Genomic DNA, 25,321 nt, shown 5'->3' with positions numbered 1-25,321 from the left:
CTACCCCTCCAGCTGCTCGATCTTCGCCTTCGCGTTCTGGAGCGCCTTCTGCAGCTGCAGGACGCGCTTCTTCAGGGCGAGGGTCTCCTCACTGTTGCCCCCGTCGCCGGCGCCGGCGCCGGCCGCGTCCAGCTTCGCCTTCGCGGCCTTGGCGATCTTGGTGGCCTTCACCGCGTGCGCCTTGAGCTCGGCGATCTCGTTCTTGTGGGCAGCCTGCAGCTTCTCGAGCTCCTTGGCCATGCGGTCGAGGCGCTGCTCGCGCTCCATGACCGCCTTCTTGAGCCTGGCCATCTCCTGGGCGTCGCCCCCCCCCTTGGCCGCCGCCTTGAGCGCTTTGATCTCGTCGCGGAAGACCTGCATCTTGTCGATGGCCTCGCGCCGCGCCTTCCGCTCCTCCTCGAGGTCGGCCGAGAAGCGGCGCGCCTGATCCTGGGCGTCGGCGACGTCGTCCTTCAGGCCGCTGCTGGCGCCGCGGATCTCCTCGAGCTGCGCCCGGGCGGACTGCGTGGCCTGCTGGGCGGCCTCGACCTGGCGCTCGCGTGAGGCGAGCTCCTCGCGCAGGCGGGTGAGCTCCATCTCCCGGGCGTCGGCCTCGCCCTTCACCTCGGCGAGATCGGTCTCCTTGCTGGAGATGACGTTCTGGAGCTCGTCGCTCCTCGCCTCGAGGGAGGAGAGCTGCTCGCGCACCACCACCGTGTGCTCGCGCTCCTCGGCGAGGGACCGCTCGCGCTCCTGGAGATCGAGCTGGAGGGTCTGCAGCTGCTGCTCGAGATCGAGGATGCGGGCGTCGCGCTGCTCCACCTGCTCCGCCGCGGCGTGGCCGGAGGACTCGGCCTCCTGCTGGAGGCGGGCGAGCTCGGCGCGGAGCTGCTCGGCCTCTCCCTGAGTGGTCTGGAGGGCCTCCTGGACGGCGCCGAGCTGGGCCTCGGCCTCCTCGAGGTTCTGGGCCTGCTCCTGGGCGGCCTGCTGGGCGGAGGCTTGCTGGGCGGCGAGCTGGGCCTCCAGCTCGGCGAGCCTCGCCGCGAGCTCGTTCTTCTCCGCGGTGAGCTTGCCGCCGCCCTCGATCGCCTCGGCGAGCCGGGCCTCCAGGGTCTCGAGCTCGGCGAGGCGGCTCTCCAGCTCACTCTCCCGCTCGTCGAGCACACTCTCGATGGCGGCCTTCTCCCCCTCGAGGTCGGCCTGGATGGTGCCGAGGCGCTCCTCGGCCTGGCGGCGAGCCTCCTCGATGGCCTCCTCGCTGGCGGCCTTCTGCGCGTCGAGCGCCCCCTGGTGCTCCAGCGCGAGGGCGGCCTTCTGCTCCTCGAGCTCCTGCTTGAGGGCGGCGATCTCCGCGAGGTGGCTCTGCTCGAGCTGATCGAGCGCGGCGGCGCTGTCGATGCTCGCCTGCTCCAGGGCGGCCCGGTGGCTCTCCTCGAGGGCGGCCACCTTGGCCTCGGCGTCGGCGATGCGGGCGGCGGCCGACCTGGCGTCCTCCTCCCGCTCGCGCATCATCTCGTTGAGGACCTCGGAGATGTCCTGCTTGGCCTGCTCGGCGGCCTCCATCGCCTCGGCGTGGGCGCGACCCTTCTCGACGATCTCCTCCTCGAGCTCGGCGATGGAGGCGAGGTGCTGGTTCACCTCGTCCTGGAGGAGCGAGGCCTCGCCCCGCGCCTCCATGTACTGCTCCTCGATGGAGTCCCGGGAGACGTCTCCGTCGGAGAGCTGGGCGTCGCGCTCGGCGATGGCCTCGTCGCGCTCGCTCAGGTCCTGCTCGAGCAGGGCGATGTGATCCTGGTAGGCCTCGGCGTCGCCCCGCAGCTCGGCGAAGCGGCTGGTCAGCTCGGTCCAACCATCGCGGCCCTTCTGGATCGTCGCCTCGAGGAGCTTGATGCGCTCCCGGAAGAAGGCCAGCTTCTCGTCCGGGCTGGCCCCCGCGGGCATCCGGGCCTCGGCGGCCAGGCCCTCGAAGGGGTTGGGCAGGTCGTCGACCGTGGGGGAGGCCTTCCGCTTCATGGCGGGCGGTCCGCCGCCCCCCTTCGGCAGGGGAGGGGGCGCGCCGCCGCCGAGGGGCGGTGGAGCCGGGGAGGAGAGGGGCTCTCCCGCGGGCCGGAAGTCGAGGTCGAGATCGTCGGCGATGTCCTCGAGAGACATCACGGGCGCGCCCGCGGCCGGGCCCCCCACCGGGCCGGTCGGCGCGGGCTGGGGTGCGGCCGCCGCCGGCCGGGGCGGGGCCGCCGCCCGGGCCGCGCCTCCGCCCATCAGGGACTGGAGCTGCTGGACGAGGGTGCCCGGATCGAAGGGCTTGAGGAGGTAGGCGTCGGCGGCCGCCCGGTTCTGCTTGTGGGCCTCGATGGCCTCGGGCGTCGCCTCGGAGGAGGTGAGGATGAGGGGGATGCTCGCCAGCTCCGCGGCCCGGCGCAGGCGCGAGCAGACCGCGAAACCCGAGCCGTCGGGCAGCTCGGCGGCCAGCACGATGGCGTCGGGCGGCGCGCTCCTGGCCTGCTCGACGCCGGAGGCGCCGTCGGCCGCGGTGATTGTGCCGTACCCCGCCAGCTCGAGGGCGGCCGCGAGGTGCTGGGCAAAGACGGTATCGCTCTCGATGAGAAGTACGCTGGGCATCCCTGAAGTCCCCGCCGAAGGCTCCCCCTGCTCGAGACGCCGCGGCCCCTCATCGTACGTCGGCCCCGAGATGGCCTCAAGAAGCCTCCCCCGGGAGGGGGAAGGATGGGCCACGGAAGGCAGGGGAAAAGCACCCCGGAGGAGCGGACGCCCGGGGGGGGCGATGTTAGGTTTCGGGTTCTTTCAGGCTGGCCCCCAGCTGGATGGGGGCCGATCCAGCGGGAACGCTGCATTCTCTTCCCTCAGATAGGACGCCACTCATGACCCAGTTCAAGGACGCCCTCGAAGCCGTTCTCTCCAAGCACGCCAACGTCGCCATGAACCCCTCGCGGGCCGACCTCGTGAGGCACGCCATCGACAAGCGGGAGGCCCTCGTCACCGCGAACGGCGCGCTCGCGACCTGGACGCCCCCGGAGTCCACCGGCCGCAGCCCCAAGGACACCCTGGTGGTGCGCCGCCCCGAGACCGAGTCCACCGTCGATTGGGACGCCCCCAACAACATCGCCGTCGATGCCGAGACCTTCGAGATGCTCTGGGCGGACGCGATGGCCGTGCTGGCGAAGAAGGACAAGCTCTTCGTCACCGAGCGGGCGGTGGGCGCCGATCCGGCCTACGCCCTCCCCCTGAAGATGGTCACCGACCGGGCCACCCACTCCCTCTTCGGCCTCAACATGTTCCGGGAGCTCCCCGAGGGCATCGAGGAGAGCTGCTTCGCCGACGAGCCCTTCACCCTCGTCTCCCTGCCCTACGATCGGATCGACTCGAAGAAGTACGAGGGCCGGCTGCGCAAGCTCCCCAACGGGGAGACCAGCCACATGGTCATCATCCACGACTTCCAGAACCGCCTCGGGCTGGTCTACGGCTCGGCCTACTGCGGCAGCAACAAGAAGCTGATGTTCACCGTGATGAACTACCTGCTCCCCGAGCAGGGCATCCTGCCCCTCCACTGCTCGGCGAACGAGGGGGAGCGCGGGGACTCGGCGCTGCTCCTGGGCCTCTCCGGCACCGGCAAGACCACGCTCTCGGCCGATCCGCGGCGCTTCCTGCTGGGGGACGACGAGCACGGCTGGGGGGACGAGGGCATCGCCAACTTCGAGAACGGCTGCTACGCGAAGCTGATCAACCTCCGGAAGGACAAGGAGCCGGAGATCTGGCACGCCACCTTCCGGAACGCGCCCCCGGAGGAGCACGGCGCCCTCATCGAGAACTGCATGATGTGGCCCGACGGCACCTTCGACGTGGACGACGAGAGGCTCACGCCGAACTCCCGGGTCTCCTATCCGCTGACCTCCCTGGCGAACATCAAGACCCCGCCGGTCTCCGGTCACCCGAAGACCATCCTCTTCCTCACGGCCGACGCCAACGGCGTCCTGCCGCCGGTGGCGAAGCTCGACGAGGCCCAGGCCATGCTCTGGTTCCTCATGGGCTACACCTCCAAGCTCGCCGGCACCGAGACGGGCGTCACCGAGCCGGTCTCGACCTTCTCCCGCTTCTTCGGCGCGCCCTTCATGCCGCGCAACCCGAGCGACTACGCCGAGCTGCTCGGTCGGAAGCTGAAGGAGCACGACACCAAGGTCTTCCTGGTGAACACCGGCTGGAGCGGTGGCCCCTACGGCGTCGGGAGCCGGATGGACATCGACCTGACCCGGGCCCTCTGCCACGCCGCCAAGTGGGGTGAGCTCGAGAAGGTCGAGTACGAGATGGACCCGCTCTTCCACATCGCGGTCCCCAAGACCTGCCCGGGCGTGGACTCGAAGGTCCTCTCCCCGAGGAACACCTGGGAGGACGGCGCGGCCTACGACGCGCGGGCCAAGAAGCTCGCCGCCGAGTTCGCCGCGGCCTTCGACAAGAACTACGGCAACAAGGGCCTCGATCCGGCCATCGTGGCCGCTTGCCCGGGAAAGTAGCGCCGCAGGTCTTCGGACGTGGCGTCCGGGACGACAGTCCTATATTGCATGGCTCCCCACTATCGAACCTGTGAGGCGCCGTGCAATTCACGCTCGACAATGGACTGACCGTCCTTCTCCACCAGAACCGGGCCGCGCCCGTGGTGGCCTTCCAGGCCTGGGTCGCCGCGGGTAGCGCCGACGAGACCGACGCCGAGGCCGGCCTGGCCCACGTGCACGAGCACATGCTCTTCAAGGGCACGGCGCGGCGCGGGGTGGGAGAGATCGCCCAGGCCGTGGAGGCCGCCGGCGGCGACATCAACGCCTGGACCAGCTTCGACGAGACGGTCTACCACCTGGTGCTGGCGAGCCGGCACTTCGGGGTCGGCCTCGACATCCTCTCCGACGCCCTGCGCCACTCGGCCTTCGATCCGGAGGAGCTGGCCCGGGAGCGGGAGGTCATCCTCGAGGAGATGCGCCGGGCCTACGACATGCCCAGCCGCCGGGCCTCCCGGGAGACCTTCGGCCTCGCCTTCGAGCGGCACCCCTACCGGCGGCCGGTGATCGGCTTCGAGGAGACCGTCAGCAACTTCTCCCGCGACGACATCCTCGCCTTCTACCGGAAGCACTACCGCCCCGAGCAGGTGGCCCTGCTCCTGGTGGGCGACTTCGAGCTCGACGCGGCCCGCGGCGAGGTCGAGCGCTACTTCGGGGACTGGGCGGGCAGCGAGCGAGGGGAGCAGCCCGGCCGCCCCGCCGAGCCCCCGCAGAGCGGCCTGCGCAGCTCGGTGGTGCACGACAAGGTGCAGGAGGCCTACCTCGACCTGGCCTGGCACATCCCCGCGGCCGTCGAGGACGACGTGGCGGCCCTCGATCTGCTCTCGGTGATCCTCGGGCAGGGGGAGTCCTCCCGCCTGGTGAAGCGCCTGGTGCGCGACCTCCAGGTGGCCAACGACGCCGGCGCCTACGCCTACACCCCCCGGGATCCGGGCCTGCTCTTCGCCCGCGCCCAGGCGCCCTCCGAGCGGCCCCGGGAGGCGCTGGCCGAGATGCTGGCCTGCTGCTACGCCCTCCACGAGGCCCCGCCCTCGGACGCCGAGCTGGCCAAGGCCAAGCGCATCGTGCTCGCCGAGTCCGTCTACCAGCAGGAGACCGTGCAGGGGCAGGCCCGCCGGATGGGCTTCTTCCACACCGTCTGCGGTAGCACCGCCTTCGAGGCCCGCTACCACCAGCGCATCGCCGACGTCAGCCCGGCCGAGGTGCAGCGGGTGGCGCAGGCCTACCTGCGGCCCGAGGGGCTGACCTCGGTGGCCCTGGTCGACGAGGAGAGCGACTTCGACGCGGCGGCGCTGCAGGAGATCTGTCACGAGGCGGCCCGGAAGGCCCGCCCCGCCCCCCGGCCCCGCAAGCGCGGCGGCGAGATGGAGCGGATCGAGCTCGCCTCCGGCCTGACCCTGCTGGTGCAGGAGGATCCGGCCGTGCCCCTGGCGGCGGTCCGCGGCGTCTTCGTCGGCGGCCTTCGCTACGAGACCCCCGAGAACAACGGCATCGAGACCCTCATGGCCCGGACCCTCACCTCCGGGACCGCGGACCTCGACGCCGAGGCGATCGCCGAGCAGGTGGACAGCTGGGCGGCGACCCTCACCGGGGTCAGCGGCCGCAACTCCTTCGGCCTGGTGGGCGAATTCCTCCGCCCCGACCTCGAGGCCGGCCTCGCGCTCTACGCCCGGTGCCTGCAGGGGGCGACCTTCCCGCAGGAGGAGGTCGACAAGGAGCGCACGCTGCAGCTCGAGGAGATCCGCGCCCGGGAGGACAACCCGGCCGGGGTGGCCTTCGACCTCTTCCAGGAGACCCTCTACCAGGAGCACCCCTACCGGATGGACGTGCGGGGCAGCGCCGAGACTCTGGCGAAGCTCGACTCCGCCGCCCTGCGCGGGCGCCTCACCGAGCTCTATCCGACCTCCCGCCTCACCCTGGCGGTGGTGGGGGACGTGCAGCGCGACGAGATCGTCGAGCGCTGCGAGGCGCTCTTCCAGGGCGGGCAGGCCGCCGTGGCCCTGCCCACCGTGGCCGTCGAGCCCGAGCCCGAGGCGCCGCGGGTGGTCACCCGGGCCCTCGACAAGGCGCAGGCCCACGTGGTCATCGGCTACCCCGGGCTCAAGCTCGACGACGACGATCGCTTCGCCCTCGACGTGCTCAACTCGGTGCTCTCGGGGCAGGGCGGCCGCCTCTTCATGGAGCTGCGCGACAAGCGCTCGCTGGCCTACTCGGTGACCTCGATGGGCGTCGAGGGGATCGACCCGGGCTTCTTCGCGGTCTACATCGGCACCTCCCCGGACAAGGTCGAGGAGGCGGTGAGCGGGATCCGGGCCGAGCTCGAGAAGGTCTGCCAGCAGGCTCCCGAGGCCTCGGAGCTCGAGCGCGCCCGGCGCTACCTCGTCGGCTCCCACGACATCGGCCTGCAGCGGGCCTCGGCCCGGGCCGCCCTGGCGGCCTTCGACGAGGCCTACGGCCTGGGCTTCGACGCGCACCAGCGCTACGCCGCCGGCATCGAGGCCGTGGACGCCGACAAGGTGGTGGCCGTGGCCCGCCGCCTGATCGTCCCGGGTCGCGAGGTGCTCACCGTGGTGGGGCCCGAGGGCTGCGCCGCGCCTTTCCTCGGGTGAAGCTCCTGTGGATCAGCCTGGGCGGGGCCCTCGGGGCCGCCGCCCGCTACGGGCTCTCCGGCTGGCTCGCCGCCGGGCTGGGGCCGGCCTTCCCCTGGGGGACCCTCGCGGTGAACGCCCTGGGCTCCTTCGGCCTGGCCTTCCTGATGCATCTGGGGCTGACCACCGAGCTGCTCCCCCCGAACCTGCGCATCGCGGTGGGCACCGGCTTCTTCGGGGCCCTGACCACCTACTCGACCTTCAACTACGAGGCGACGCTCTATCTCCAGGAGCGGGCCTACGGCCTGGCGGCCCTCTACTTCGGCGGGATGGTCGTGACCTGCCTCCTCTGCGGCTTCGCCGGGCTCCTCCTCGCTCGCCAGATCTTCGGCTCCTGATCCCCTAGGTTGTCCTCGAAGGAGGACGGCCATGGTGCGGGCGCTCTCGGGCGAGGCGATGCTGGTGCGGATCTTCATCGGTGAGGACGATCGCTTCCGCGGTCAGCCTCTCTCCACCGCGCTGGTCGAGCGGCTGCGCCGGGAGGGCTTCGCCGGCGCGACGGTCTTCCACGGCGTCGCGGGCTTCGGGGCGCGCAGCGTGCTGCACACCACCAGCCTGCTGCGCCTCTCGGAGGACCTGCCGGTGGTGATCGAGATCGTCGAGGAGGAGGCGCGGGTGCCGGCGCTCGAGGCCATCCTCTCCGAGATGATGCGGGAGGGGCTGGTGACCCTGGAGCGGGTCCGGGTCATCCGCTACGCGCCCGAGGAGGCTGGCCTCAGGGAAGCTCGGCGAGGTCGACGATGACCCTGCCGCCGTCGACGAGGTCGACCGCGGCGAGGCAGGCCCGGGCCAGGGCGCTCCCCCTGCCCTGGTAGTCGTCGTAGACCGTCAGCACGACCGTGAGCGCGGGCTCGTGGGGCAGGCCCCGGATGTTGGCGTCGTAGAGGTCGTTGCCGGTGCCGGCCTGGTAGTCGAGGTAGCGGGAGTGGACGACGTTGAGGGTGGGGTCCTGCGCGTCGTGGGCGCCGCCCTCGATCAGGGCGCAGTCCACGCTCCGGCCGTCGGAGCTCTCCGCGCGGTAGAGGGTCATCACGCCCGAGCGCACCGCCAGGCGGGTGGCGGGGAGCAGGTCCCGGGCGCTGGCCCGCAGGGTGAGGTCGACGGTGGTGAGGGTGCGGGCCGCGCAGAGGCCCGAGAGGCAGTCCGCCTCCGCGTCCACCGGCCGGCACTCGGCGCAGGTGAAGCGCCACTCGAGGAGGCCGCAGTCCTCCGGCAGGGCGCAGCAGGCCGGCTGCTCGGCCTCGCAGGTGCTCACCGCCACGCAGGTGTCCTGGCGGCAGAGGCCTCCGGCGCAGGTCTCGGCCGGGAGCCAGCGGCCGAGGGTGTCGCAGGTCGCCAGGCGCGGCCCCTCGCAGCGCGTGGCCTCGGGGGTGCACTCCCCGCAGCCCGGGCAGCCGCCGTCCTCGCCGCCATCCACCCCGCCGTCCTCCCCGCCCCCGTCGAGGCCGCCGTCGGCCGGGGGGCCGCCGTCGCTGGTGGCGTCGGGCGAGCCGCCGTCACCCCCCGGGGCGGGGCCGGGGCAGGCGGTGATCAGGAGAGCCAGGGCGAGGAGCGCGAGCGAGCTGAGGCGAGGCATGGAGGGGTCAGCATAGCCCGAAGCGCCGCCCCGGCGACCTGCGGGCTCGCGGGCCCCGCGACAGGAGGGGCCGGGACATGCGAAGTTCGCGCCATGAGGAACGAGCCTGCTGCCCTCTCCGTCGTCCTGCTCTCGTCGCTCCTGCTGCTGACCGCCTGCCCGGGCGAGGACTCCGACGGCGCCGATGGAGGCGTCGACGGAGGGGCGCCGGTCTGCGGGACGGCGACGGCCGGTGAGCTCGTGCGCTGCGTGGAGGAGGCCCGCTACAGCGCCGACCTCGCCTTCATCGCCGAGGAGCGGGTGCCCGGCTCGACCCACTGGCAGGCGGTGCAGGATCGGATCGCCGGCCGGCTCGAGGAGCTGGGCTTCACCGTCGAGCTGCACGACTACGGCACGGGCATCAACGTGATCGGCACCCTGCCGGGGACCACCACCCCCACCGAGGAGGTGCTGGTCGGCGCGCACTACGATCACATCCCCGGCTGCCCGGGCGCCAACGACAACGCCACCGGCGTCGCCGGCGCCCTGGAGATCGCCCGGGTGCTCTCCCAGGCCGCCTTCGAGCGCACCCTGGTCGTGGCCTTCTGGGACGAGGAGGAGCGGGGGCTGCTGGGCTCGATCGAGTACGTCACCCGGGCCGACGCCAACGGCCAGGACATCGTCGCCAGCTTCAACTACGACATGATCGGCTTCAAGGACGACACGCCGGACAGCCAGACCATCCCCGACGGACTGGACCTGCTCTTCCCCGACGAGATCGGCCGCCTGGCCGATCGGGGCTACCGGGGCGACTTCATCGCCGCCATCCGCGACTTCCAGTCCGAGGCCGTCGCCTTCGACTTCTTCGACTTCGCCGACGCCCTCGGCCTCGAGTACGCCGACCTGCCCCTCTCGGACGCCCTGAAGAACTCGCCCATGGTCTCGGACCTGCGGCGCTCGGACCACGCGCCCTTCTGGATGGCCGAGTACCCGGCGATCTTCCTCTCCGACAGCGGCGAGTTCCGCTCGGACACCTACCACTGCCGGGGCTCCATCGACGACACCGCCACCCTCGACGACGCCTTCGCCGCGCAGGTCGTGGGGGCGACCCTCGGGGCGATGGCCGAGGCCCTGGTGATCGACCCGACGCCCTAGAGGCGGTTCGGATTGCGGCTTTCTCGGCCCGGGGTTCCAGGCTAGGGTCCCGCTCGATGCTCGCCGGCCTGACCCTCGACGCCTGGATCACCCTGGGCACGCTCGTCCCCGTGCTCCTGGGCCTGATGCGCAACGTCGCCGGCCCCGACATGCTCCTCGGCGGAGGGCTGCTCGTCATCCTCCTCACCGGGGTGCTGCCGACCGAGGAGGCCTTCGCCGGCTTCTCCAACCCCGGGGTGCTCACGGTGGCCGCCCTCTTCATCGTCGCGGCGGGCGTGAAGGAGACGGGCGCCATCGACTCCATCGCCGAGCGCCTGCTCGGGCGGCCGCAGAGCATGGTGATGGCCCGGCTGCGGCTGATCGCGCCGGTCGCCTTCCTCTCCGCCTTCACCGGCAACACGGCGGTGGTGGCGATGGGCATCCCGGTGGTCCAGGGCTGGGCCAAGCGCATGGGGGCCTCGGCCTCCCGCCTGCTGATGCCCCTCTCCTTCGCCGCCACCCTCGGCGGGATGTGCACCCTCATCGGGACCAGCACCAACCTGGTGGTGCTCGGCCTCTACCAGGAGGCCGTCCCCGGGGTGCAGGTCGGCATCTTCGAGGTGGGCAAGCTGGGGATCCCGGCCTCGATCGCCGGCCTGATCTACATGCTGGCGGTCAGCCGCTGGCTGCCGGCCGCCCGGGAGGGCATCCTGCCCACCGCGGCGAACGCCCGTGAGTACAGCGTGGTGATGCGGGTCGAGCCCGGCTCGACGGTGGCCGGCAAGAGCGTGGAGGAGGCCGGGCTGCGGCACCTGCCCCAGCTCTTCCTGGCGGAGGTGCAGCGCGAGGGCGTGACCCTGCCGGCGCCCGGCCCCCAGACCCAGCTGCGCGAGGGGGACCACCTGGTCTTCGTCGGCATCGTCGAGTCGGTGAAGGACCTCGCCCGCTTCCCCGGGCTGGCGCCCGCCGAGGACCAGGTCGCCCGCCTCTCGGCCGACCGCCCCGAGCGGGTGCTGGTCGAGGCGGTGATCTCGGGCTCCTCCCGGCTGGTGGGCCAGAGCGTGCGCGACGCGGGCTTCCGCACCCACTTCAACGCGGCGATCATCGCCGTCCACCGTCACGGCGCGCGGATCGACAAGAAGATCGGCGACATCGTCCTCGAGGCGGGCGACGCGCTGCTGATGGAGGCCCAGCCCACCTGGGAGCGCCTCCACCGCAACGACGGCAACTTCCTCCTCGTCGCCGAGGTCGAGGGCAGCCAGCGGCCCCGCCGGGAGCGCGCCGGCGTGGCGCTCTTCTTCCTGCTCCTGATGGTCTACTCGGCGGGAGGCTACCGCTTCTGGGACTTCGCCCGCTTCGGCGTGCCCCTGCAGCTGGTGGTGGCCACCGTGACCATCACCATGGCCTGGGCGTTCTTCCTCTAAGAAGTGTCGGGTATTCCCGTCACCCCCGGGAAGCCGTTTGCGCGGTCGCGCTGCCGATCCCAAGCTAGGGGCTGGTTGCGAGTTCGGTCTCCGTCTCGCTAGGCTTGCTCCTACGGGGGGCCGGTCCGTGAAGGCCCCCCTTGATCGATCCCGGATCGTCGAACGAGGTAGTCCCCATGCACCGTGCCGCCCTTGCCCTGCTCGCCCTCCTGCTCCTCCCCGCCGCCGTGAGCGCGGAGCCCCTCGAACGGGCCACCGCGCAGCTCGCCAGCGCGCAACGGGACGCCGGTGACCTGGAGGCCACCTGGACCTGGAAGCGGGACGGCAAGACCCTCGCCCCCAACTCGGCCGGGCTGGTGGCGCTCTCCCTGGTGCGCGCCTGGGAGCGCAGCGGCAGCGACGCGGCCCGGGAGGCCGCGTTGCGCTGGGGTGACGCCCGGGTCGCCGACCTGGCCGAATGGCGGCGGCTCTTCGACCCCGACGTGGAGGCCCTCGCCGAGCTCGGGCGGGTCTCGGGCAACCACGTCTACACCGACGCCGCGCGCCAGCTCTTCGAGCGGCGCTGGTCCGGCGCCACCGCCGAGGAGGTGGTGGGCCGGCTGGTGCACGTCCGCGAGCGGCAGCAGGCCCTCATCGGCTACGACCTCGCCCTGGTGATCCGGGCGGCCCGGGCCGTCGGGGAGAAGGACTTCGCCGGCGAGCTCGCCCGCCAGATCCTCGCCCGCCCCGTGGTCTGGGAGGCCGAGGCCGAGGGCCGCGGCTGGGCGACCACCTCCCGGGCCGCGCTCCTCGGCGCCCTCAACGGGCTGCCGGGCAAGGACCTCTCGCGGGCCCGCGGCCGCCTGGCCGCGGACCTCGTGAAGGCACAGGAGGCCGACGGCTCCTGGGCCCACCGCAACACCCAGGCCACCGCCTACGCCGTGGAGGCGCTCACCCCCCGCAAGGAGGCCCGCAGCGCCGTGAAGAAGGGCCGCGCCTGGCTGACCCGCACCCAGCTCACGGACGGCAGCTGGGCCGCCTACCACGACGGCCTCCCCGAGCCCTTCGTCGGCGACGTCGTCCACGAGGTCACCGCCGAGGTCGTCCTCGCGCTCGCCGCGAGATAGAACCCGTAGCGCCGTGAGCCGCACGATCCCCCAGCCCCGCGCGCGAGTGGCCCAGAGCCCCTGGCGGCTCTCCGCGGCCCAGGGGATCTCCTTGCTGGTCCACCTCGCGGTGATCCTGCCGCTGGGCCTCACGTGGAGTCCGCTGGAGGGGGAGGACGAGGAGGAGCTGCCCGTCGCCGTGGTCGCCCTGAGCCCGGAGGCCTGGGAGGAGAACCTCCGGACCGAGGCCGAGCGCCTCTCGGACCTCGACCGCCGGGTCGAGGAGGAGACCCGGGCCCGGCGCCGCTCCTCGAGGGAGGAGACCACGGTCGTCGCGGGGCAGGCTGAAGTGCGCGAGGCGCTGCGCCGGGGTACCTCGGAGCGGCCGGCCCGGAGGGCGCCCGAGGCTCACCAGGCGGCGCGGCTCGAGACGCTGGAGGCCGAGGCCGCCACCCGGGCCTCCGAGGCCGCGCCCACCCTGGCGCTCGCCGAGTCGGGTTCGACGGCGCGGGAGGATCTCGGCACCGTCTTGCCCACGGCCGAGGCCCAGGTGATCGAGCGGCCGGCCGAGCTGGCCGAGGCGCTCCAGCGCCAGCCCCACTATTCGCCGGTGGCGGCCCGCGCCCTGCCGGAGCTCGCACCGCTGGAGGAGACGGCCCCCGCGCCCCTGCCCAGGGAGCGGATCGAGGATCTGCCCACCTTCGACGCCCTGGCCGAGGCCAGCGGACAGATGCAGCTCGAGGAGACGCTGCCGCCGGTCTTCGTGATCGACGAGGTCCTTCCCGCCGGCGATCAGCCGCGGGTGGTCCTCCCCGAGAGCCTCCCCGAGCCGGGCCGGGCGGCCGCGCTGGCTCGCGCCGCGGCGCTGCCTCGAAGGGGCAACCCGGTCGCGGCCCGGCTGGCGACCTACTCCGGTGCCACCCCGAGCACCGGCGCGAGCGCGGGCAGCGAGGCGGCCACGGAGATGCAGCTCGGGGGTGGGGATCGGATCGACGCCGAGAAGGAGGGTGAGGAGGACGCCGCCTCGACCGATCGCAACCTCCTCTACGCCTACCTGCTCCGCGTCCGGGAGGCCGTCGAGCCGCTCTGGATGCCCATCCCGATCGTTCAGGCCGCGCTCGAGGGAAGAGCCGAGCTCTTCCGGAGCGACCACATCGAGCTGCGGGTGCACCTGCGCCTCGACGGGGAGGGTGCGGTGATGGCGGCCAGGCTGATCCGCCCCTCGGGCATCCCCGCGCTGGATCGTCACGCGCTCGAGGCGGTCGCCCGCGCCGCGCCCTTCATGCCGCCCCCCGAGCGCCTCCTCGACGAGGCCGGCACCATCGGCTTCACCTACGGGGCTCGCACCTTCCTCTCCCCCGGCGGCGCCGGGGGACCCTGAAGGTAGGGCGCCGCCACGAAGGGGGCGTCCTCGAGGGCGGCGCAGGCCGCGGCCCCCTTGCAGCTGCGTAGCGCCTGTAGCCGGGCCTCGAGCTCCTCGAGGAAGGCGGGGTTCACCTTCTTCGGTGGCTGGTAGGGCCGGTCGCGGGGCCGGCGAGCGGGCCGGCTCACGAGGCTCTCGACCTGGAAGGGATCTGCCTCGTTGTCGTAGAGCTCGATCTCGCCCTCGCACCAGCGCACGTAGGTGAAGCGCCGGGTCCTGAGGCCCAGGTGATCCCTGCGGGCGTCGGCGTGGTCTCGCCGTGACTTGTAGGTGTAGGGCGGATGGACGGCGCACTCACCGTTCGTGGAGTTGGGAAAGCCGGGAGGGACGGCCGTCTCCGTGCGCTCCAGGATCAGGGCCTGCCGGGAGGCGAGCGCCGAGCCCCGGCCGAGGAGGTCCCTCTCGAAGGAGCGCCCCTCCATGAAGGGGGCCGGCTCGAGGTCGGCCAGGTCCAGGAGGGTCCGGGCGATGTCGCCGTTGCTGGCCAGGCCCGGCAGGGAGGTGCCGGCCGCGATGCCCGGCCCTCGCGCGATGAAGGGGACCCGGATGTCCTCCTCGTAGGGCATCCGCTTGCCGGTGCGGAAGCGGTGGTTGCCCAGGTGGAAGCCGTTGTCGGAGTTGAAGATGAAGTAGGTGTTCGCCAGCTGGCCGCTGGCCTCCAGCTTGGCGATCAAGGTGGCGATGCCGTCGTCGATGGCCTTCATCGAGCACAGCCGCTTCGCGAACTCCTCGTCCGTGGCCAGGATCGTCGAGGCCTTCATCCGGGGGACCTGCTGCGGCGAGGCCTTGTCCCGCAGGTCGGGCTCGTCGAAGTTCGGCGTCCGCGGCGCCTTCCAGCCCTGCTTCAGGCAGTCGGCGTGGCGAGGGGCCACCGGCGAGGGGTGGTGGGGGGCGAGCACCGAGAGGTGGAGGAAGAAGGGCTTCTTCCGGGCCAGGGCGAGCTCCAGCGCCTCGACCGACTTCCTGAAGAGGACGTCCTCTACGAAGTTGGAGTGGCTCGGGGGGTTCTTCGGGAAGGTGCCGGGGGGGTCGTAGACGGTCTCACCGTCCTCGATCTTCGAGATGAAGCGCTGGTCGAAGCCCTCGGGGCTCATCCCGGCGGCCATCACCGACCAGTAGGACCAGCCGGGAGGGACGTAGGCGTTGTCGCGGACCCGCTCGCCGTTCGGGCCGTCGGGGAGCACGAAGGGGTACTGGTTGAGGTACTTGGTCCCGACGAAGGCCGTGAAGTAGCCGCCGTCCTGGAAGCGGGTGCCGAGGGTGTCCTTCTCCAGCCCCTGGAAGGCGAAGAAGGGGAAGCCGCCGTAGTAGCTGCGCCCCTGCCGCCCGCCCGCGTCGTTGATCCCGTTGTGGTAGATCTTCGTCTCGTGGTTCGGCAGCCCGGTGAGGATGGTCGCCCGGGAGGGACAGCACTCGGAGAGCTGGACGTAGAAGTCCTCGAGCTCGGCCCCCTGCTTGCGGACGAGCCGGTCGAGGTTCGGCATCACCTCGGGTCCCGCGATGGCCATGTCCTGGTCGTCGGTGAGCAGGAAGATGATGTTGGGGCGTGGGCTCCCCGGGGTCGGCTTCGTGTCGGCGCGCGCCGCCGGAGAGGGCAGGGTGGCTATCGCCAGGAGCAGGGAGAGGGGGCGGATGGAGTGTCGCAAGGTCGGTCCACGTCAATGGCGGAGTAGGTTTCGATACTGATCGACCATCCACTTCGAGTTGGTCTTCATGTCGTACTGGCTCGCGATGAGCTCGACGTTGTAGTCGCCCATTCGCTGCCGATGCCCCGGCAGATCGTCGAGGACGCGACCCACCTGCCGGGCGATCGTGGCACCGGAGACCTCGGGCAGGATGTAGCCGTTGACGCCGTCCCGGATCACCTCCTCGTAGGCCGGCAGGTCGGAGAGGACGGGAACCATCCGCGTGGCCATCGCCTCCAGGACCGAGGCGGCCAGGAGGTCACCCGTCCCCACGCAGACATAGACATCGGAGGCGTGCATCAAGGAGATGATCCGCTCGTAGGACTGAGGTCCGAGGAAGCGAACGGAGTCGGTGATCCCGAGCTCCAGGCAGCGGGACTGGAGGGACTCCAGCAGTCTGGCGCCCTCCTCCGTGGGGGGAGGGTACGCAAACCAGAGGACGCACTCGGGCCTCTGCTCGAGCAATCGAATGTAGCCGTCGAGGACATCCGTCACTCGCCAGAGGGGAGCGATGTGGCGGCTGTGGAGCAGGACCGGCGTGGTCGGCTCGACCCCCAGCTCGCGGCGGAGCGCATCGCGACGCGCCTCGGGCTCTTCGAAGATGGACTCCGTCGGGATGCCCCACGAGCGGGTGACGAGCTTGTGGGAGACGTCCATCCCCAGGTGTTGTCTGAAGTACCCATCGATGGCCGCGGTCGAGGCGTAGATCAGGTTCGCCCGCCGGGCCGCCAGCTGAGCGACGGTGCGCAGCGCCCGCGAGCCCGCGGCGTGGAAGTAGAGGTCGGGGCCATAGGCGGTCGTGACGACGGGCCGTCGCGTGGGGATGAGCGCAAAGAGGCCGTAGGCGCTCATGCCGTGGACGTCGACGACATCGGGATCGATGTCCCGCACGAGCTTCGCCACGGCAGGGAGCATCGAGGCGTAGCGCAGGTGCGGGGGGAGCCAGGCGGGGGGCTCGAGGGAGTGTACGGTGAAGCCCTCACTCTCACCGCCGTGGAGGGAGATGATGTGGACCTCGTGCCCGAGCTCGGTGAGGAAGCTCGAGCGGAGCCTGACGGGGGCGTAGTAGCCGCGCGCGATGTAGCAGATCTTCATGGTGGAGGGTCAGCGGAGCTTCGCTGGCACCCCGATGGCCGTCGCACCGGGGGGGACCTCCTTCACGACCACCGCGCCGGCGCCGATCGTGGCTCCCTCTCCGACCTTCACGTACTGGAGGATCTGGGCGCCCGTGCCGACGAGCACGCTCGGGCCGAGCTCGACACCGCCCGAGATGTTGACGTCCGGGTTCATCACGCAGCCTTCTCCGATGATCGCCTCGTGGCCGACCGTGCAGGAGAGGTTGATCATCGCGAAGTCGTGGACCTCGATGTTCACGGTCAGCACGTTGTTGGCGCAGACGATGACCCCCTCCCCGAGCTCGACCGAGGTCTTGTCGTAGATGACCGAGGGGTGGACCACCGAGGGAAAGCGCAGGTGGGGAAAGCGGGCTCGCAGCTCGGCCCCGAGCTTCCTTCTGAGCGCCGGGTTTCCGATGCCGAGGTAGATCTCGTCGACCTCGTTCTCCTCGAGCCAGTCGAAGTCACCGAGGAGTTCGTTCTTGCTGTCCCGCTCCGAGGCGGCGGCCATGTCGCTGAGCAGGTAGCCGAAGAACTCGAGGTCGGCGCGGCCCGCGTCGGCCTCATGCAGCAGCCACTTCAACTCTCGCGCGAATCCTCCCGCGCCCACGATGCATGCTCTCCGTGCCACTGGTGGCCTCCTGGATTGGACTGCCGACATCATACGGGATGCCGACCTCCCGTTCGATGTGAACGGGATGGTTGCGGTAGGATCTCCGGATGGCCACGGCTTCCAGGGTCTCCATCATCCGCGGGGAGAAGAGGAGGCGCCACCGGTCCTCCGGGGCGGTGGTCGCGCCTCTCTATGCGACCGCGGCCCTGATGGCGGCGCTCCACCTGGCCGCCTGGCAGAGCCCGGAGCTGCTCCAGTTGACCTTCTCGATGCTGCCCACGGCCCTGGTAGGGCTCTACATCCTCATCACCCGCGAGCGGGATCCGCTCTCTCCTCCCTTCGTCCTGCTGGCGCTCTGTTTCTTCGGTGTGAACCTCCGGACCTTCAGCCTCATCATGGATGAGTCGGCCCACATCGAGCACATGTTGTTGCCGGGGGTGGGGATCGACGCGCTGCCGACCGGCGTTGTGGCCATCTCGGTCGGGCTGCTGGCGTGGTTCGCCGGCTATTCGATCCCCCTGCGGAACCGCACGCTCTCGAGCTGGGGCTCGCGCAAGAGGCAGTGGTCCTGGTCTCGATTCAAGCTGGTGGTCGCGGCGCTCCTCCTGATCGGCCTGGTGAGCCTCTTCTTCTATGCGAGGGAGATGAACCTCGGAGAGGCGATCCTCTCTGGCCGGATCTCGATGAAGCGGCGGCTGGAAGTCGAGGGTTCGGAGTTCCAGGCCACCCATGGCTACCTGATCTGGGGCGCCAAGTTCTTCGACGTGGCCTACTTCCTGGCCCTGGGGCTCGCGTTCACGTTCCGGGAGAAGATCCGGCCGAAGGCCCTGCTCGTGATCTTGGCGCTCTTCGGACTCGCGACCATCGTCCCCTTCGTGGCGAGCGCGCGCACCGTCATCTTCAACATGCTCCTGCTGACGATGATGATGCGGCACTACCTCCGGCAGAGGGTCAGGAGCAGACAGGTCGCGGTCTTCGCCCTGCTCGCCCTGGCCCTGCTCGCGGTGCTCGCGAACCTGCGAGAGACCTCGAACGCCAGGGAGGAGCTGAGCGTGAGCGCCTCGGGCTACCTCGAGGACCTCCAGTACACGCTGAACCGTCCCTACTTCATGGGCGTGGCGAAGACGGCGCTCATCGTGGAGTCCGTCCCCGAGCGCATCGACTTCCTCTACGGGGAGTCGTTTCTGCTCTGGATCCTGGCCCCCATCCCGCGGGTGCTCTGGCCGGCGAAGCCCGGGGTGCGCATCGGGCGCTATGTCGCCACGGAGATCTACCGGCGGGAGAACCAGTCCGGGGTGCCGCCCGGGATCATCGCCGAGTTCTACTTGAACTTCGGGTGGTTCGGGATCGTGGCGGGCCTCTTGCTCCTGGGGATGCTGGTCCAGGCCTTCTACCGGGCGCTCGTTCTCGTTCCGGAGCCGACCCCTCATGGGGTCCTGCTCTACTCGATCGTGGCCCTGGCGCTCACGCTCACGGCCATGGCCTCCGACTTCACCGGGACCATCTCCAGCCTGGGGCAATACCTCGTACCGCTCGGACTGGCGCACTGGTTCGTCACGCGCCCGCGCCCCGTCTCCTGAGGAAGCGCCAGAGGGCGGCGCGCTCCGCCGCACTCAGGAAGATCCGGTAGGAGAGGCCCGCGTAGGTGAGGCCGGTCAACGACGCGACCGCGAGGAGGTGGAGCATGCTCCAGCGCTCGACCAGCAGCGTGGCGCCGTAGGGGATCGGCAGGCAGACCAGGGTGAGGGCCAGGGGGACGAAGAGGGGCTTCAAGAGGTGGCCGATGCTGCTGTCCAGTCCCCGCCCTCCGACGAGCGCCAGGGGGAAGGCGTGGAAGACCAGCATCGCCCAGGCGTAGCCCCAGCCGATGGCGGAGAAGGCGAGCTCCTCGGGCAGGACGACGATGAGCAGGACGGCGATGGCGGGGTTGGTGAGGGCGCCCAGCACCGAGTAGATGGCGTAGTTCCTGGCGAACCCCGCCCCGTAGAGGACCCGCTGCCAGCCGTCCCCCACCGCGCGCAGCGCCATGCCCACCGCCAGGATCCGGATGAGCAGCGAGGCGTCCCCGAGGAAGGCCTCGTCACCGCTCCCGAGCCCCAGCCAGGCGGTGAGGAGCTGGGGCGTCACCACCAGGACGAACATGGCCGCCGGAAAGACGACCACGCCGTGGAGACGGGAGCTGTGGGCGAGGAGGTCGCGGACCGCCTCGCGCCCGGAGAGCGACTGCACGCGCGCCGAGACGACGTCGAGGCCGTCGGTCATTCCGATGGCCAGCCGCCGGATGTAGCCGGTGAGCAGCACCGCGATGCCCAGCTCGTCGTTGTAGGCGAAGCCCACGCCGATGTTCATGATGAGGCCCGAGAACTTCATCTGGATGTTGGTCGCGATGAGGGCCGCCACGTTGTGGCGCACCTGGGAGAGCAGGTCCCGGATCTCCGCGAAGGCCGGCCGGTAGGCGGGCCAGCGGATGCGTGGATCGGCCCGGCCCAGCGCGATCACCGCGACGACCAGGAAGAGGGTGGCGAGGCCGCTGGAGAGGAAGCCGAACCAGATCACGGAGAGCTCCGGCTGGTCGGCCGGGACCAGGGTCACCGCGGCGATGGCGGCCACGAAGTAGGCGACCCGGAAGCTCAGGGTCCAGGCGTTGAAGGCCACCATCCGCTCGGCGACCAGGTACATGTTGAAGGGGGCCACCAGGAGCACCAGGCAGGCCGCCTCGACCCCCTTGGCCAGGACCAGCAGGCGCGCCGCGTCGAGGAAGGCCGGCGGGATGTCGATGCTGGTCAGGAAGAAGAGGAGCACGAGGAAGCCCGCGGCCAGCAGCAGCGCCGCGCCCAGGGAGATGCGCAGGGCGGCGGCGTAGACCCTCTCGAACTCCCCCTCGGTCTCGGAGTGGTGGGCCGCGGCGAGCTCCCGGTTCAGGCTGCCGCTCACCACCCCCTGGATCAGGCCGATGATGCCGGAGGCCGAGCCGATGAGGGCGATGAGGGCGTAGGCCTCGCTCCCCAGCCCGCGAAGCAGCAGCCGGGCGATGATCAGCCCCATCGCCACCGAGGCGAAGAGGCGCAGGTAGTTGGAGACGATGCGGATCAAGCGGGGCTCTCGAGCACCTCCGGGCAGCGCTCGACCCACGAGGCGTCCGGCTCGTAGCCGGCCCGGATCAGGCCCTCGCCGTGCAGGGCGTGGAATAGCTCGGCGGTGGCCCGGTCGAAGTGGTTGCGCCAGTCACCCGCGCGGCCCTGCCGCAGGAAGGAGGCGGTGTCCGTCTGGCCGGGCTTGCGCCCGCTCTGCTTCTCGAAGGTGAACTTGGCCACGGTGGAGGAGGCGCGCTCCAGGTCGGCCTCTTCTCCCAGGAGCGCCTCGCAGGAAGCGGCGAGGAGAGCAGCCGCGTCAGTCAGGAGATCCTCGTAGCGCATCACGACCATCGCCTCGCCCTCGAGGTCGAGGGAGCGCAGCACGTGCCCACCCCAGGGCACGGGTGCGGCCACGGGGCGGCGCGCCTGGGCCTGCAGGAAGCGGGGGAGGTTGGCCCGGTGATCCTCACGGTCGCGGAGCTCCGGGAAGAGGCGACGCTGGCGACGATCGAGGCCCCGGGGGGCGCCCTCGGGCAGGGCCCGCCAGTGGTGGAAGTACTCGGAGACCACCACGTCGCGGCCGTCCCGCATCAGGTAGAAGGACTTGCGAGCGGGGTGGGGTAGCTCGTGCCCGTGGACGACGGCCCGGAAGGCGATGGGCAGGAGGTAGAACTGGGGGAAGGGGAGCTGCAGGTAGTCCGCGACGAGCTGACAGGCCCAGGAGGTCCCGCTCTTCGGGTAGCCCGTCACGAAGATGAGGGGCGAGATCTTCGGCAGGTGGGTGCCCATCGCCACCGTGAGGTGGTGCATCACGGTTCGCAGGCCTGCGGTGCCGGGAGGCGGTCGGGGTCGAACTCTGGGGGGCATCGCCGTGCTCTCTCTTCGGGGAGGCTAGGGTTGGCGCAGGTGCACTTGCACCGCCTCGGCGCGGGCGCTGGCCTCGATGATACAGCGAGCGATGGAGCGTGCGTCCGTCGGCGTCACGGCGAGGCCGCTGGGCAGGAGCAGGCAGCGCTCGGAGAGCTGCTCGGTGACGGGCAGGGGAACGGGGCGCGTGGAGGGATCGTCCCGGTAGGGCGGAACCTGGTGGAGGCCGGGGACGAAGTAGCGGCGGGTACCCACGTTCTCCGCGGCCAGCACCTCGACCAGCTCGTCGGCCGTCAGCCCGAAGTCGGCCCCGTCCACCTCGACCACCACGTACTGGTGATTGTTCTCCTCTCCCGGATCGTAGGTCCGCAGCGCGATCCCCGGGACGGAGGCCAGCTCCTCCCGGTAGGCGTCGTGGTTCTCGCGGTTGCGGGCCACGATCTCGGGCAGGATCTCCAGCGAGGTCAGCCCCATCGCCGCCGAGGCCTCGCTCATCTTGGCGTTGGTGCCCGGGAAGCCCCAGCCCGCGGCACCCCGGCCGCCGAAGTTGCGCATGGCGCGGAGGCGATCGGCCAGGTCGTCGTCCTCGGTGGTGACGGCGCCGCCCTCGAAGGCGTTGAAGAACTTGGTGGCGTGGAAGGAGAAGACCTCGAGATCGCCGAAGCGACCGATCGTGCGCCCCTGGGCAGTGCAGGCGAAGGCGTGGGCGGCGTCGAAGATCAGCCGCAGTCCCCGCTCCTCGCAGAAGGACTCCAGGGCATCGACCGGCGCGGCCGCGCCCCAGAGGTGGACCGGGACCACGGCGCTCGTCCGCTCGCTCACGGCCTGCTCCAGGGAGTCCAGGTCGATCAGGTGGGTGGCGGGATCCACATCACAGAAGCGGACGTCCAGGCCGACCCAGGAGGCGGCGTGGGCGGTGGCGATGAAGGTGAAGGCGGGGACTACCACCTCGCCCTCGAGCTCGAGGGCCTTCAGGCCCAGCTCGAGCCCGATCGTCGCGTTGCAGACCGTGATGCAGTGCCGGACCGCGAGGCGCTCGGCGAGCTTCTCCTCCAGCTCCTGGACCAGGGGCCCGCCGTTGGTCAGCCAGCCTCGCTCGAGCGCCCCGGAGAGGCGCCGGAAGAGGGCCTCCCGGTCGCCGAGGTTCGGGCGCCCCATGACCCTGGGCTCGGCGAAGGCGGGTTCGCCCCCGAGGAGGGCGAGCTGGTCGATGCTCATCGGGGAGGGCCTCCGGTTCCGGGCTCCTCGGCCAGCAGGCCGGCCAGGTAGGCGCCATAGTCGTTGCCCTTCATCAGCTCGGCCTGCTCGCGCAGCTGAGCCTTCGAGATGAAGCCCTGCCGGAAGGCGATCTCCTCGGGGCAGGCGATCATCAGGCCCTGGCGGGCCTGCAGCACCTGGACGAACTGCGCCGACTCGAGGAGGGACTCGTGGGTGCCGGCGTCCAGCCAGGCGATGCCCCGGCCGAGGATCGAGACCTTCAGATCCCCTCGCTCGAGGTAGACGCGGTTCAGGTCGGTGATCTCGAGCTCGCCCCGGGCCGAGGGCTCCAGGCTCTCGGCGATGGAGACCACGTCGTCGTCGTAGAAGTAGAGGCCGGGCACGGCGAAGCGCGACTTCGGCTTCGCCGGCTTCTCCTCGAGGGCGGTGGCCCGGAGGTCCGCGTCGAAGGTCACCACCCCGTAGCGCTCGGGATCGTTGACGGCGTAGGCGAAGATGGTCGCCCCCTTCTCCTGCCGGGCGGCGGCCTGCACGGCCGTGCGCAGGCCGGTGCCGTAGAACATGTTGTCGCCCAGGATCAGGCAGACCGGCTCGCCGCCGATGAAGTCCCGGCCGATGAGGAAGGCCTCCGCGAGCCCCTTGGGTTCGGCCTGCTCGGCGTAGCTGATGTCGAGGCCCCACTGCTTCCCGTCGAGCAGGAGGCGCCGGAAGGCCGGCAGGTCCTGCGGGGTCGAGATGAGCAGGATCTCCCGGATGCCCGCCAGCATCAGCACCGAGAGGGGGTAGTAGATCATCGGCTTGTCGTAGACCGGCAGGAGCTGCTTGCTGACCGCGTGAGTCAGGGGGTAGAGGCGCGTGCCGTGGCCGCCAGCCAGGATGATGCCCTTCATCGTCTGCTCACTTCCTGTCCTGGTAGTTCTCGTCCATCCACTGCTGGAACTCGGGTGCGGTGTGGATGGCCCGCAGCCAGTCGGTGTGGTCGAGGTACCACTGCACGGTCTTCTCCAACCCCGTGTCGAGGGACTCCCGGGGCGCCCAGCCGAGCTCGGCCTCGATCTTCTCGATGTTCATGGCGTACCGGCGATCGTGCCCCGGCCGGTCCTTCACGAAGGTGATCAGCTGCTGGTGGGGCGCGTGCGGAGAGTCCGGCACCTTCTCGTCGAGGATCGCACAGATCCGGCGCACGAGATCGATGTTCGCGACCTCTGCCTTGCCGCCGACGTTGTAGGTGCTGCCGGGCGCGCCCTCCTCGACCACCCTCCAGATGGCCTCGCAGTGATCGGTGACGTGGAGCCAGTCCCGCACCTGGAGGCCGTCCCCGTAGATCGGTAGCGGCTTGCCCTGCAGGGAGTTCAGGATGATCACCGGGATCAGCTTCTCGGGGAACTGATAGGGACCGTAGTTGTTCGAGCAGTTGGTGAGGCTCGTGGGGAGGCCGTAGGTCTCGGTGTAGGCGCGGACCAGGTGGTCGCTGCCGGCCTTCGAGGCGGCGTAGGGGGAGTTCGGTGCGTAGGGGGTGGTCTCCTGGAAGGCGGGATCGTCCGGTCCCAGGGTTCCGTAGACCTCGTCGGTGGAGACGTGGTGGAAGCGCACGTTCTCCGGGAAGGTCCCTTCCGGTGCCCAGACGGCCCGGCAGGCCTCCAGGAGGGTGAAGGTGCCCACCAGGTTGGTCTCGATGAACTGCCCCGGCCCGAGGATCGAGCGGTCCACGTGGGACTCGGCCGCCAGGTGGATGACCGTGCGGATCTCGTGCTCCTCCAGGAGGCGGACCACCAGGTCTCGATCGTTGATCGACCCCTCGACGAAGAGGTGGCGGGCGGGATCCGGCAGGTCCGCGAGGTTCTCCAGGCTGCCGGCGTAGGTGAGCGCGTCCAGGTTCACCACCTTCAGCGCCTCGGGGAGCCCGAGGAGATGGTGGACCAGGTTGGAGCCGATGAAGCCGGCGCCGCCGGTGGTCAGGATCGTTCGCATGGTCTAGCTCTCGCTCCTCGCTTGCCGCCACCGCTCCCAGGGCGCGGCGCCCGCGCTCCCCATCAGGTGTCCGAGGGCCTCCATGTCCTCATGAAGCTCGTCCACGATCCAGTCGACGGTCTCCGGGCGCGGGGGAGGGGGCCGGGCGGGGGCCTTCGGGAGCAGCCGGAGCCGCAGCCGCTCCCGCACCTGCCAGGGCAGCAGGCGCCGCAGGCCCCGTCGATAGAGAGGGTGGCCCACGAGCCGGCGCCAGAGGGCGGTGGTCGGGCGCCGGTTGTCTCCCGGGTTGAAGGTCTTCCCGGCGTCGATGAGGTGACCACAGGGCTGGAGGCCCAGGAAGCGGCAGACCTCGTCGACCACCTCCCGCCGCCGGGCGGTGAAGTCCTCGAAGCGAAGGATGAGCAGGTGGTCCCGGCCGAAGGTCTCGATCCAGGGCTCGAGCTGATACGCGTAGCGGGAGATGTCGAGGTAGCGCGGCTGGCGGCGCACCTCCGCGTCGATGTCGGGGCTGGCCACGCCCCGGGCGACGTCGTGGTGGTGGTGGCTGATGATGCGCTCGACGGGGTCCCGCACCAGGTAGATCAGCTTCAGCTCCGGTCCGAGGAGCGCGTGAGCCCGCCCGGCCACGCCATCGATCTCCGGCCGCTTGGTGTAGGCGGTCGAGGCCTCACCGCAGAGCTGTCCGGCCGTGGCGCCGGAGAAGAGGGCCTCGTAGGCCCGCCTCCCCTCCCCGGAGAGGACGGCCTCGGAGGTCAGGCTGTTCGGCTCCTTGTCCTCGGGGAGGAAGACCGCCGGGCTGTAGCCCAGATCCCGGAAGAGCGAGGTCGTCGCGGACTTCATGGCGCCGATGATCAGGAAGCTGGGTAGCATGGAGAGGGGCCCCTCGTGGGGTCACCGATGTTCGTAGCCGATAGGCGTGCGGGAGTCGATGCGCCAGCGTGGGCCCCGGGGGCCGCCGGGGAACGACT

Annotated in this window: 20 protein-coding genes; 9 read left to right on the top strand and 11 right to left on the bottom strand. The window is 71.0% G+C overall.

Annotation, left to right across the window (positions count from 1 at the left end; translation table 11 throughout):
* The gene (locus P1V51_12945) at positions 1 to 2,598 is read right to left on the bottom strand and encodes a response regulator (GenBank protein ID MDF1563948.1); all 2,598 of its coding nucleotides are present in this window, start codon (positions 2,596 to 2,598) and stop codon (positions 1 to 3) included.
* 260 nt (positions 2,599 to 2,858) lie between these two features.
* On the opposite strand from P1V51_12945, the gene P1V51_12940 reads away from it, so the two are divergent.
* From P1V51_12940 to P1V51_12925, 4 genes are all read left to right on the top strand, one after another.
* Positions 2,859 to 4,505, top strand: a complete 1,647-nt coding sequence (locus P1V51_12940; protein MDF1563947.1) for a phosphoenolpyruvate carboxykinase (ATP) — start codon at positions 2,859 to 2,861, stop codon at positions 4,503 to 4,505.
* Positions 4,506 to 4,585: 80 nt separating this feature from the next.
* Positions 4,586 to 7,150, top strand: a complete 2,565-nt coding sequence (locus tag P1V51_12935) for a pitrilysin family protein (GenBank protein ID MDF1563946.1) — start codon at positions 4,586 to 4,588, stop codon at positions 7,148 to 7,150.
* The gene (crcB, locus tag P1V51_12930; protein MDF1563945.1) at positions 7,147 to 7,527 is read left to right on the top strand and encodes a fluoride efflux transporter CrcB; all 381 of its coding nucleotides are present in this window, start codon (positions 7,147 to 7,149) and stop codon (positions 7,525 to 7,527) included. The genes P1V51_12935 and crcB overlap by 4 nt, the downstream gene beginning before the upstream one ends.
* Before the next feature lie 31 nt (positions 7,528 to 7,558).
* Positions 7,559 to 7,933, top strand: coding sequence for a DUF190 domain-containing protein (locus P1V51_12925; protein MDF1563944.1), 375 nt, complete (start codon positions 7,559 to 7,561; stop codon positions 7,931 to 7,933).
* Here P1V51_12925 and P1V51_12920 read toward each other — a convergent pair.
* The gene (locus tag P1V51_12920; GenBank protein ID MDF1563943.1) at positions 7,905 to 8,765 is read right to left on the bottom strand and encodes a hypothetical protein; all 861 of its coding nucleotides are present in this window, start codon (positions 8,763 to 8,765) and stop codon (positions 7,905 to 7,907) included. The two genes, P1V51_12925 and P1V51_12920, sit on opposite strands and share 29 nt — an antisense overlap.
* Before the next feature lie 93 nt (positions 8,766 to 8,858).
* Here P1V51_12920 and P1V51_12915 point away from each other — a divergent pair, with 93 nt between their 5' ends.
* From P1V51_12915 to P1V51_12900, 4 genes are all read left to right on the top strand, one after another.
* Positions 8,859 to 9,899, top strand: coding sequence for a M20/M25/M40 family metallo-hydrolase (locus P1V51_12915; protein MDF1563942.1), 1,041 nt, complete (start codon positions 8,859 to 8,861; stop codon positions 9,897 to 9,899).
* 56 nt (positions 9,900 to 9,955) lie between these two features.
* Positions 9,956 to 11,302: an SLC13 family permease gene (locus P1V51_12910; protein ID MDF1563941.1), complete on the top strand. Its 1,347-nt coding sequence runs from the start codon at positions 9,956 to 9,958 to the stop codon at positions 11,300 to 11,302.
* 176 nt (positions 11,303 to 11,478) lie between these two features.
* Complete coding sequence (locus tag P1V51_12905) at positions 11,479 to 12,408, top strand: hypothetical protein (protein MDF1563940.1); 930 nt, start codon at positions 11,479 to 11,481, stop codon at positions 12,406 to 12,408.
* Between the two features lie 13 nt (positions 12,409 to 12,421).
* Positions 12,422 to 13,768, top strand: a complete 1,347-nt coding sequence (locus tag P1V51_12900; GenBank protein ID MDF1563939.1) for a TonB family protein — start codon at positions 12,422 to 12,424, stop codon at positions 13,766 to 13,768.
* On the opposite strand, the gene P1V51_12895 is transcribed toward P1V51_12900, so the two are convergent.
* From P1V51_12895 to P1V51_12885, 3 genes are read right to left on the bottom strand one after another with little or no spacing between them, the layout of a single operon-like run.
* Positions 13,720 to 15,456, bottom strand: coding sequence for a sulfatase (locus tag P1V51_12895; GenBank protein MDF1563938.1), 1,737 nt, complete (start codon positions 15,454 to 15,456; stop codon positions 13,720 to 13,722). The genes P1V51_12900 and P1V51_12895 overlap by 49 nt on opposite strands.
* A 12-nt stretch (positions 15,457 to 15,468) precedes the next feature.
* On the bottom strand, positions 15,469 to 16,590 hold the full coding sequence (locus P1V51_12890; GenBank protein ID MDF1563937.1) for a glycosyltransferase family 4 protein: 1,122 nt from the start codon (positions 16,588 to 16,590) through the stop codon (positions 15,469 to 15,471).
* Between the two features lie 9 nt (positions 16,591 to 16,599).
* On the bottom strand, positions 16,600 to 17,271 hold the full coding sequence (locus tag P1V51_12885; protein MDF1563936.1) for an acetyltransferase: 672 nt from the start codon (positions 17,269 to 17,271) through the stop codon (positions 16,600 to 16,602).
* 59 nt (positions 17,272 to 17,330) lie between these two features.
* On the opposite strand from P1V51_12885, the gene P1V51_12880 reads away from it, so the two are divergent.
* Complete coding sequence (locus tag P1V51_12880; protein ID MDF1563935.1) at positions 17,331 to 18,803, top strand: O-antigen ligase; 1,473 nt, start codon at positions 17,331 to 17,333, stop codon at positions 18,801 to 18,803.
* On the opposite strand, the gene P1V51_12875 is transcribed toward P1V51_12880, so the two are convergent.
* From P1V51_12875 to P1V51_12850, 6 genes are all read right to left on the bottom strand, one after another.
* Entirely contained in the window at positions 18,778 to 20,316 is a 1,539-nt protein-coding gene (locus P1V51_12875; protein ID MDF1563934.1) for a hypothetical protein, read from the bottom strand. The genes P1V51_12880 and P1V51_12875 overlap by 26 nt on opposite strands.
* Positions 20,313 to 21,107 carry a sulfotransferase domain-containing protein gene (locus tag P1V51_12870; protein MDF1563933.1) on the bottom strand — a complete coding sequence of 265 codons (795 nt, stop codon included), beginning with the start codon at positions 21,105 to 21,107 and terminating at the stop codon, positions 20,313 to 20,315. The genes P1V51_12875 and P1V51_12870 overlap by 4 nt, the downstream gene beginning before the upstream one ends.
* Before the next feature lie 81 nt (positions 21,108 to 21,188).
* Complete coding sequence (locus P1V51_12865) at positions 21,189 to 22,382, bottom strand: aminotransferase class I/II-fold pyridoxal phosphate-dependent enzyme (protein MDF1563932.1); 1,194 nt, start codon at positions 22,380 to 22,382, stop codon at positions 21,189 to 21,191.
* Positions 22,379 to 23,272 carry a glucose-1-phosphate thymidylyltransferase RfbA gene (gene rfbA, locus P1V51_12860; GenBank protein MDF1563931.1) on the bottom strand — a complete coding sequence of 298 codons (894 nt, stop codon included), beginning with the start codon at positions 23,270 to 23,272 and terminating at the stop codon, positions 22,379 to 22,381. Before rfbA ends, P1V51_12865 begins: the two co-directional genes overlap by 4 nt.
* Before the next feature lie 7 nt (positions 23,273 to 23,279).
* Positions 23,280 to 24,353 carry a dTDP-glucose 4,6-dehydratase gene (rfbB, locus tag P1V51_12855; protein ID MDF1563930.1) on the bottom strand — a complete coding sequence of 358 codons (1,074 nt, stop codon included), beginning with the start codon at positions 24,351 to 24,353 and terminating at the stop codon, positions 23,280 to 23,282.
* Between the two features lie 3 nt (positions 24,354 to 24,356).
* Positions 24,357 to 25,223: a sulfotransferase gene (locus P1V51_12850; protein ID MDF1563929.1), complete on the bottom strand. Its 867-nt coding sequence runs from the start codon at positions 25,221 to 25,223 to the stop codon at positions 24,357 to 24,359.
* Positions 25,224 to 25,321: the final 98 nt, after the last annotated feature.

Source organism: Deltaproteobacteria bacterium (genome assembly GCA_029210625.1).
Classification (GTDB): domain Bacteria; phylum Myxococcota; class Myxococcia; order SLRQ01; family SLRQ01; genus JARGFU01.
This window is presented reverse-complemented; position numbering and strand designations above follow the sequence as displayed.

Coding starts and splice junctions, on each gene's coding strand:
- P1V51_12920 (MDF1563943.1), bottom strand. CDS start 8,765: ATGCCTCGCCTCAGCTCGCTCGCGCTCCTCGCCCTGGCTCTCCTGATC.
- rfbA (MDF1563931.1), bottom strand. CDS start 23,272: ATGAAGGGCATCATCCTGGCTGGCGGCCACGGCACGCGCCTCTACCCC.
- P1V51_12940 (MDF1563947.1), top strand. CDS start 2,859: ATGACCCAGTTCAAGGACGCCCTCGAAGCCGTTCTCTCCAAGCACGCC.
- P1V51_12850 (MDF1563929.1), bottom strand. CDS start 25,223: ATGCTACCCAGCTTCCTGATCATCGGCGCCATGAAGTCCGCGACGACC.
- P1V51_12890 (MDF1563937.1), bottom strand. CDS start 16,590: ATGAAGATCTGCTACATCGCGCGCGGCTACTACGCCCCCGTCAGGCTC.
- P1V51_12880 (MDF1563935.1), top strand. CDS start 17,331: ATGGCCACGGCTTCCAGGGTCTCCATCATCCGCGGGGAGAAGAGGAGG.
- P1V51_12885 (MDF1563936.1), bottom strand. CDS start 17,271: ATGTCGGCAGTCCAATCCAGGAGGCCACCAGTGGCACGGAGAGCATGC.
- P1V51_12910 (MDF1563941.1), top strand. CDS start 9,956: ATGCTCGCCGGCCTGACCCTCGACGCCTGGATCACCCTGGGCACGCTC.
- P1V51_12905 (MDF1563940.1), top strand. CDS start 11,479: ATGCACCGTGCCGCCCTTGCCCTGCTCGCCCTCCTGCTCCTCCCCGCC.
- P1V51_12945 (MDF1563948.1), bottom strand. CDS start 2,598: ATGCCCAGCGTACTTCTCATCGAGAGCGATACCGTCTTTGCCCAGCAC.
- P1V51_12915 (MDF1563942.1), top strand. CDS start 8,859: ATGAGGAACGAGCCTGCTGCCCTCTCCGTCGTCCTGCTCTCGTCGCTC.
- P1V51_12870 (MDF1563933.1), bottom strand. CDS start 21,107: ATGCACCACCTCACGGTGGCGATGGGCACCCACCTGCCGAAGATCTCG.
- rfbB (MDF1563930.1), bottom strand. CDS start 24,353: ATGCGAACGATCCTGACCACCGGCGGCGCCGGCTTCATCGGCTCCAAC.
- P1V51_12925 (MDF1563944.1), top strand. CDS start 7,559: ATGGTGCGGGCGCTCTCGGGCGAGGCGATGCTGGTGCGGATCTTCATC.
- P1V51_12865 (MDF1563932.1), bottom strand. CDS start 22,382: ATGAGCATCGACCAGCTCGCCCTCCTCGGGGGCGAACCCGCCTTCGCC.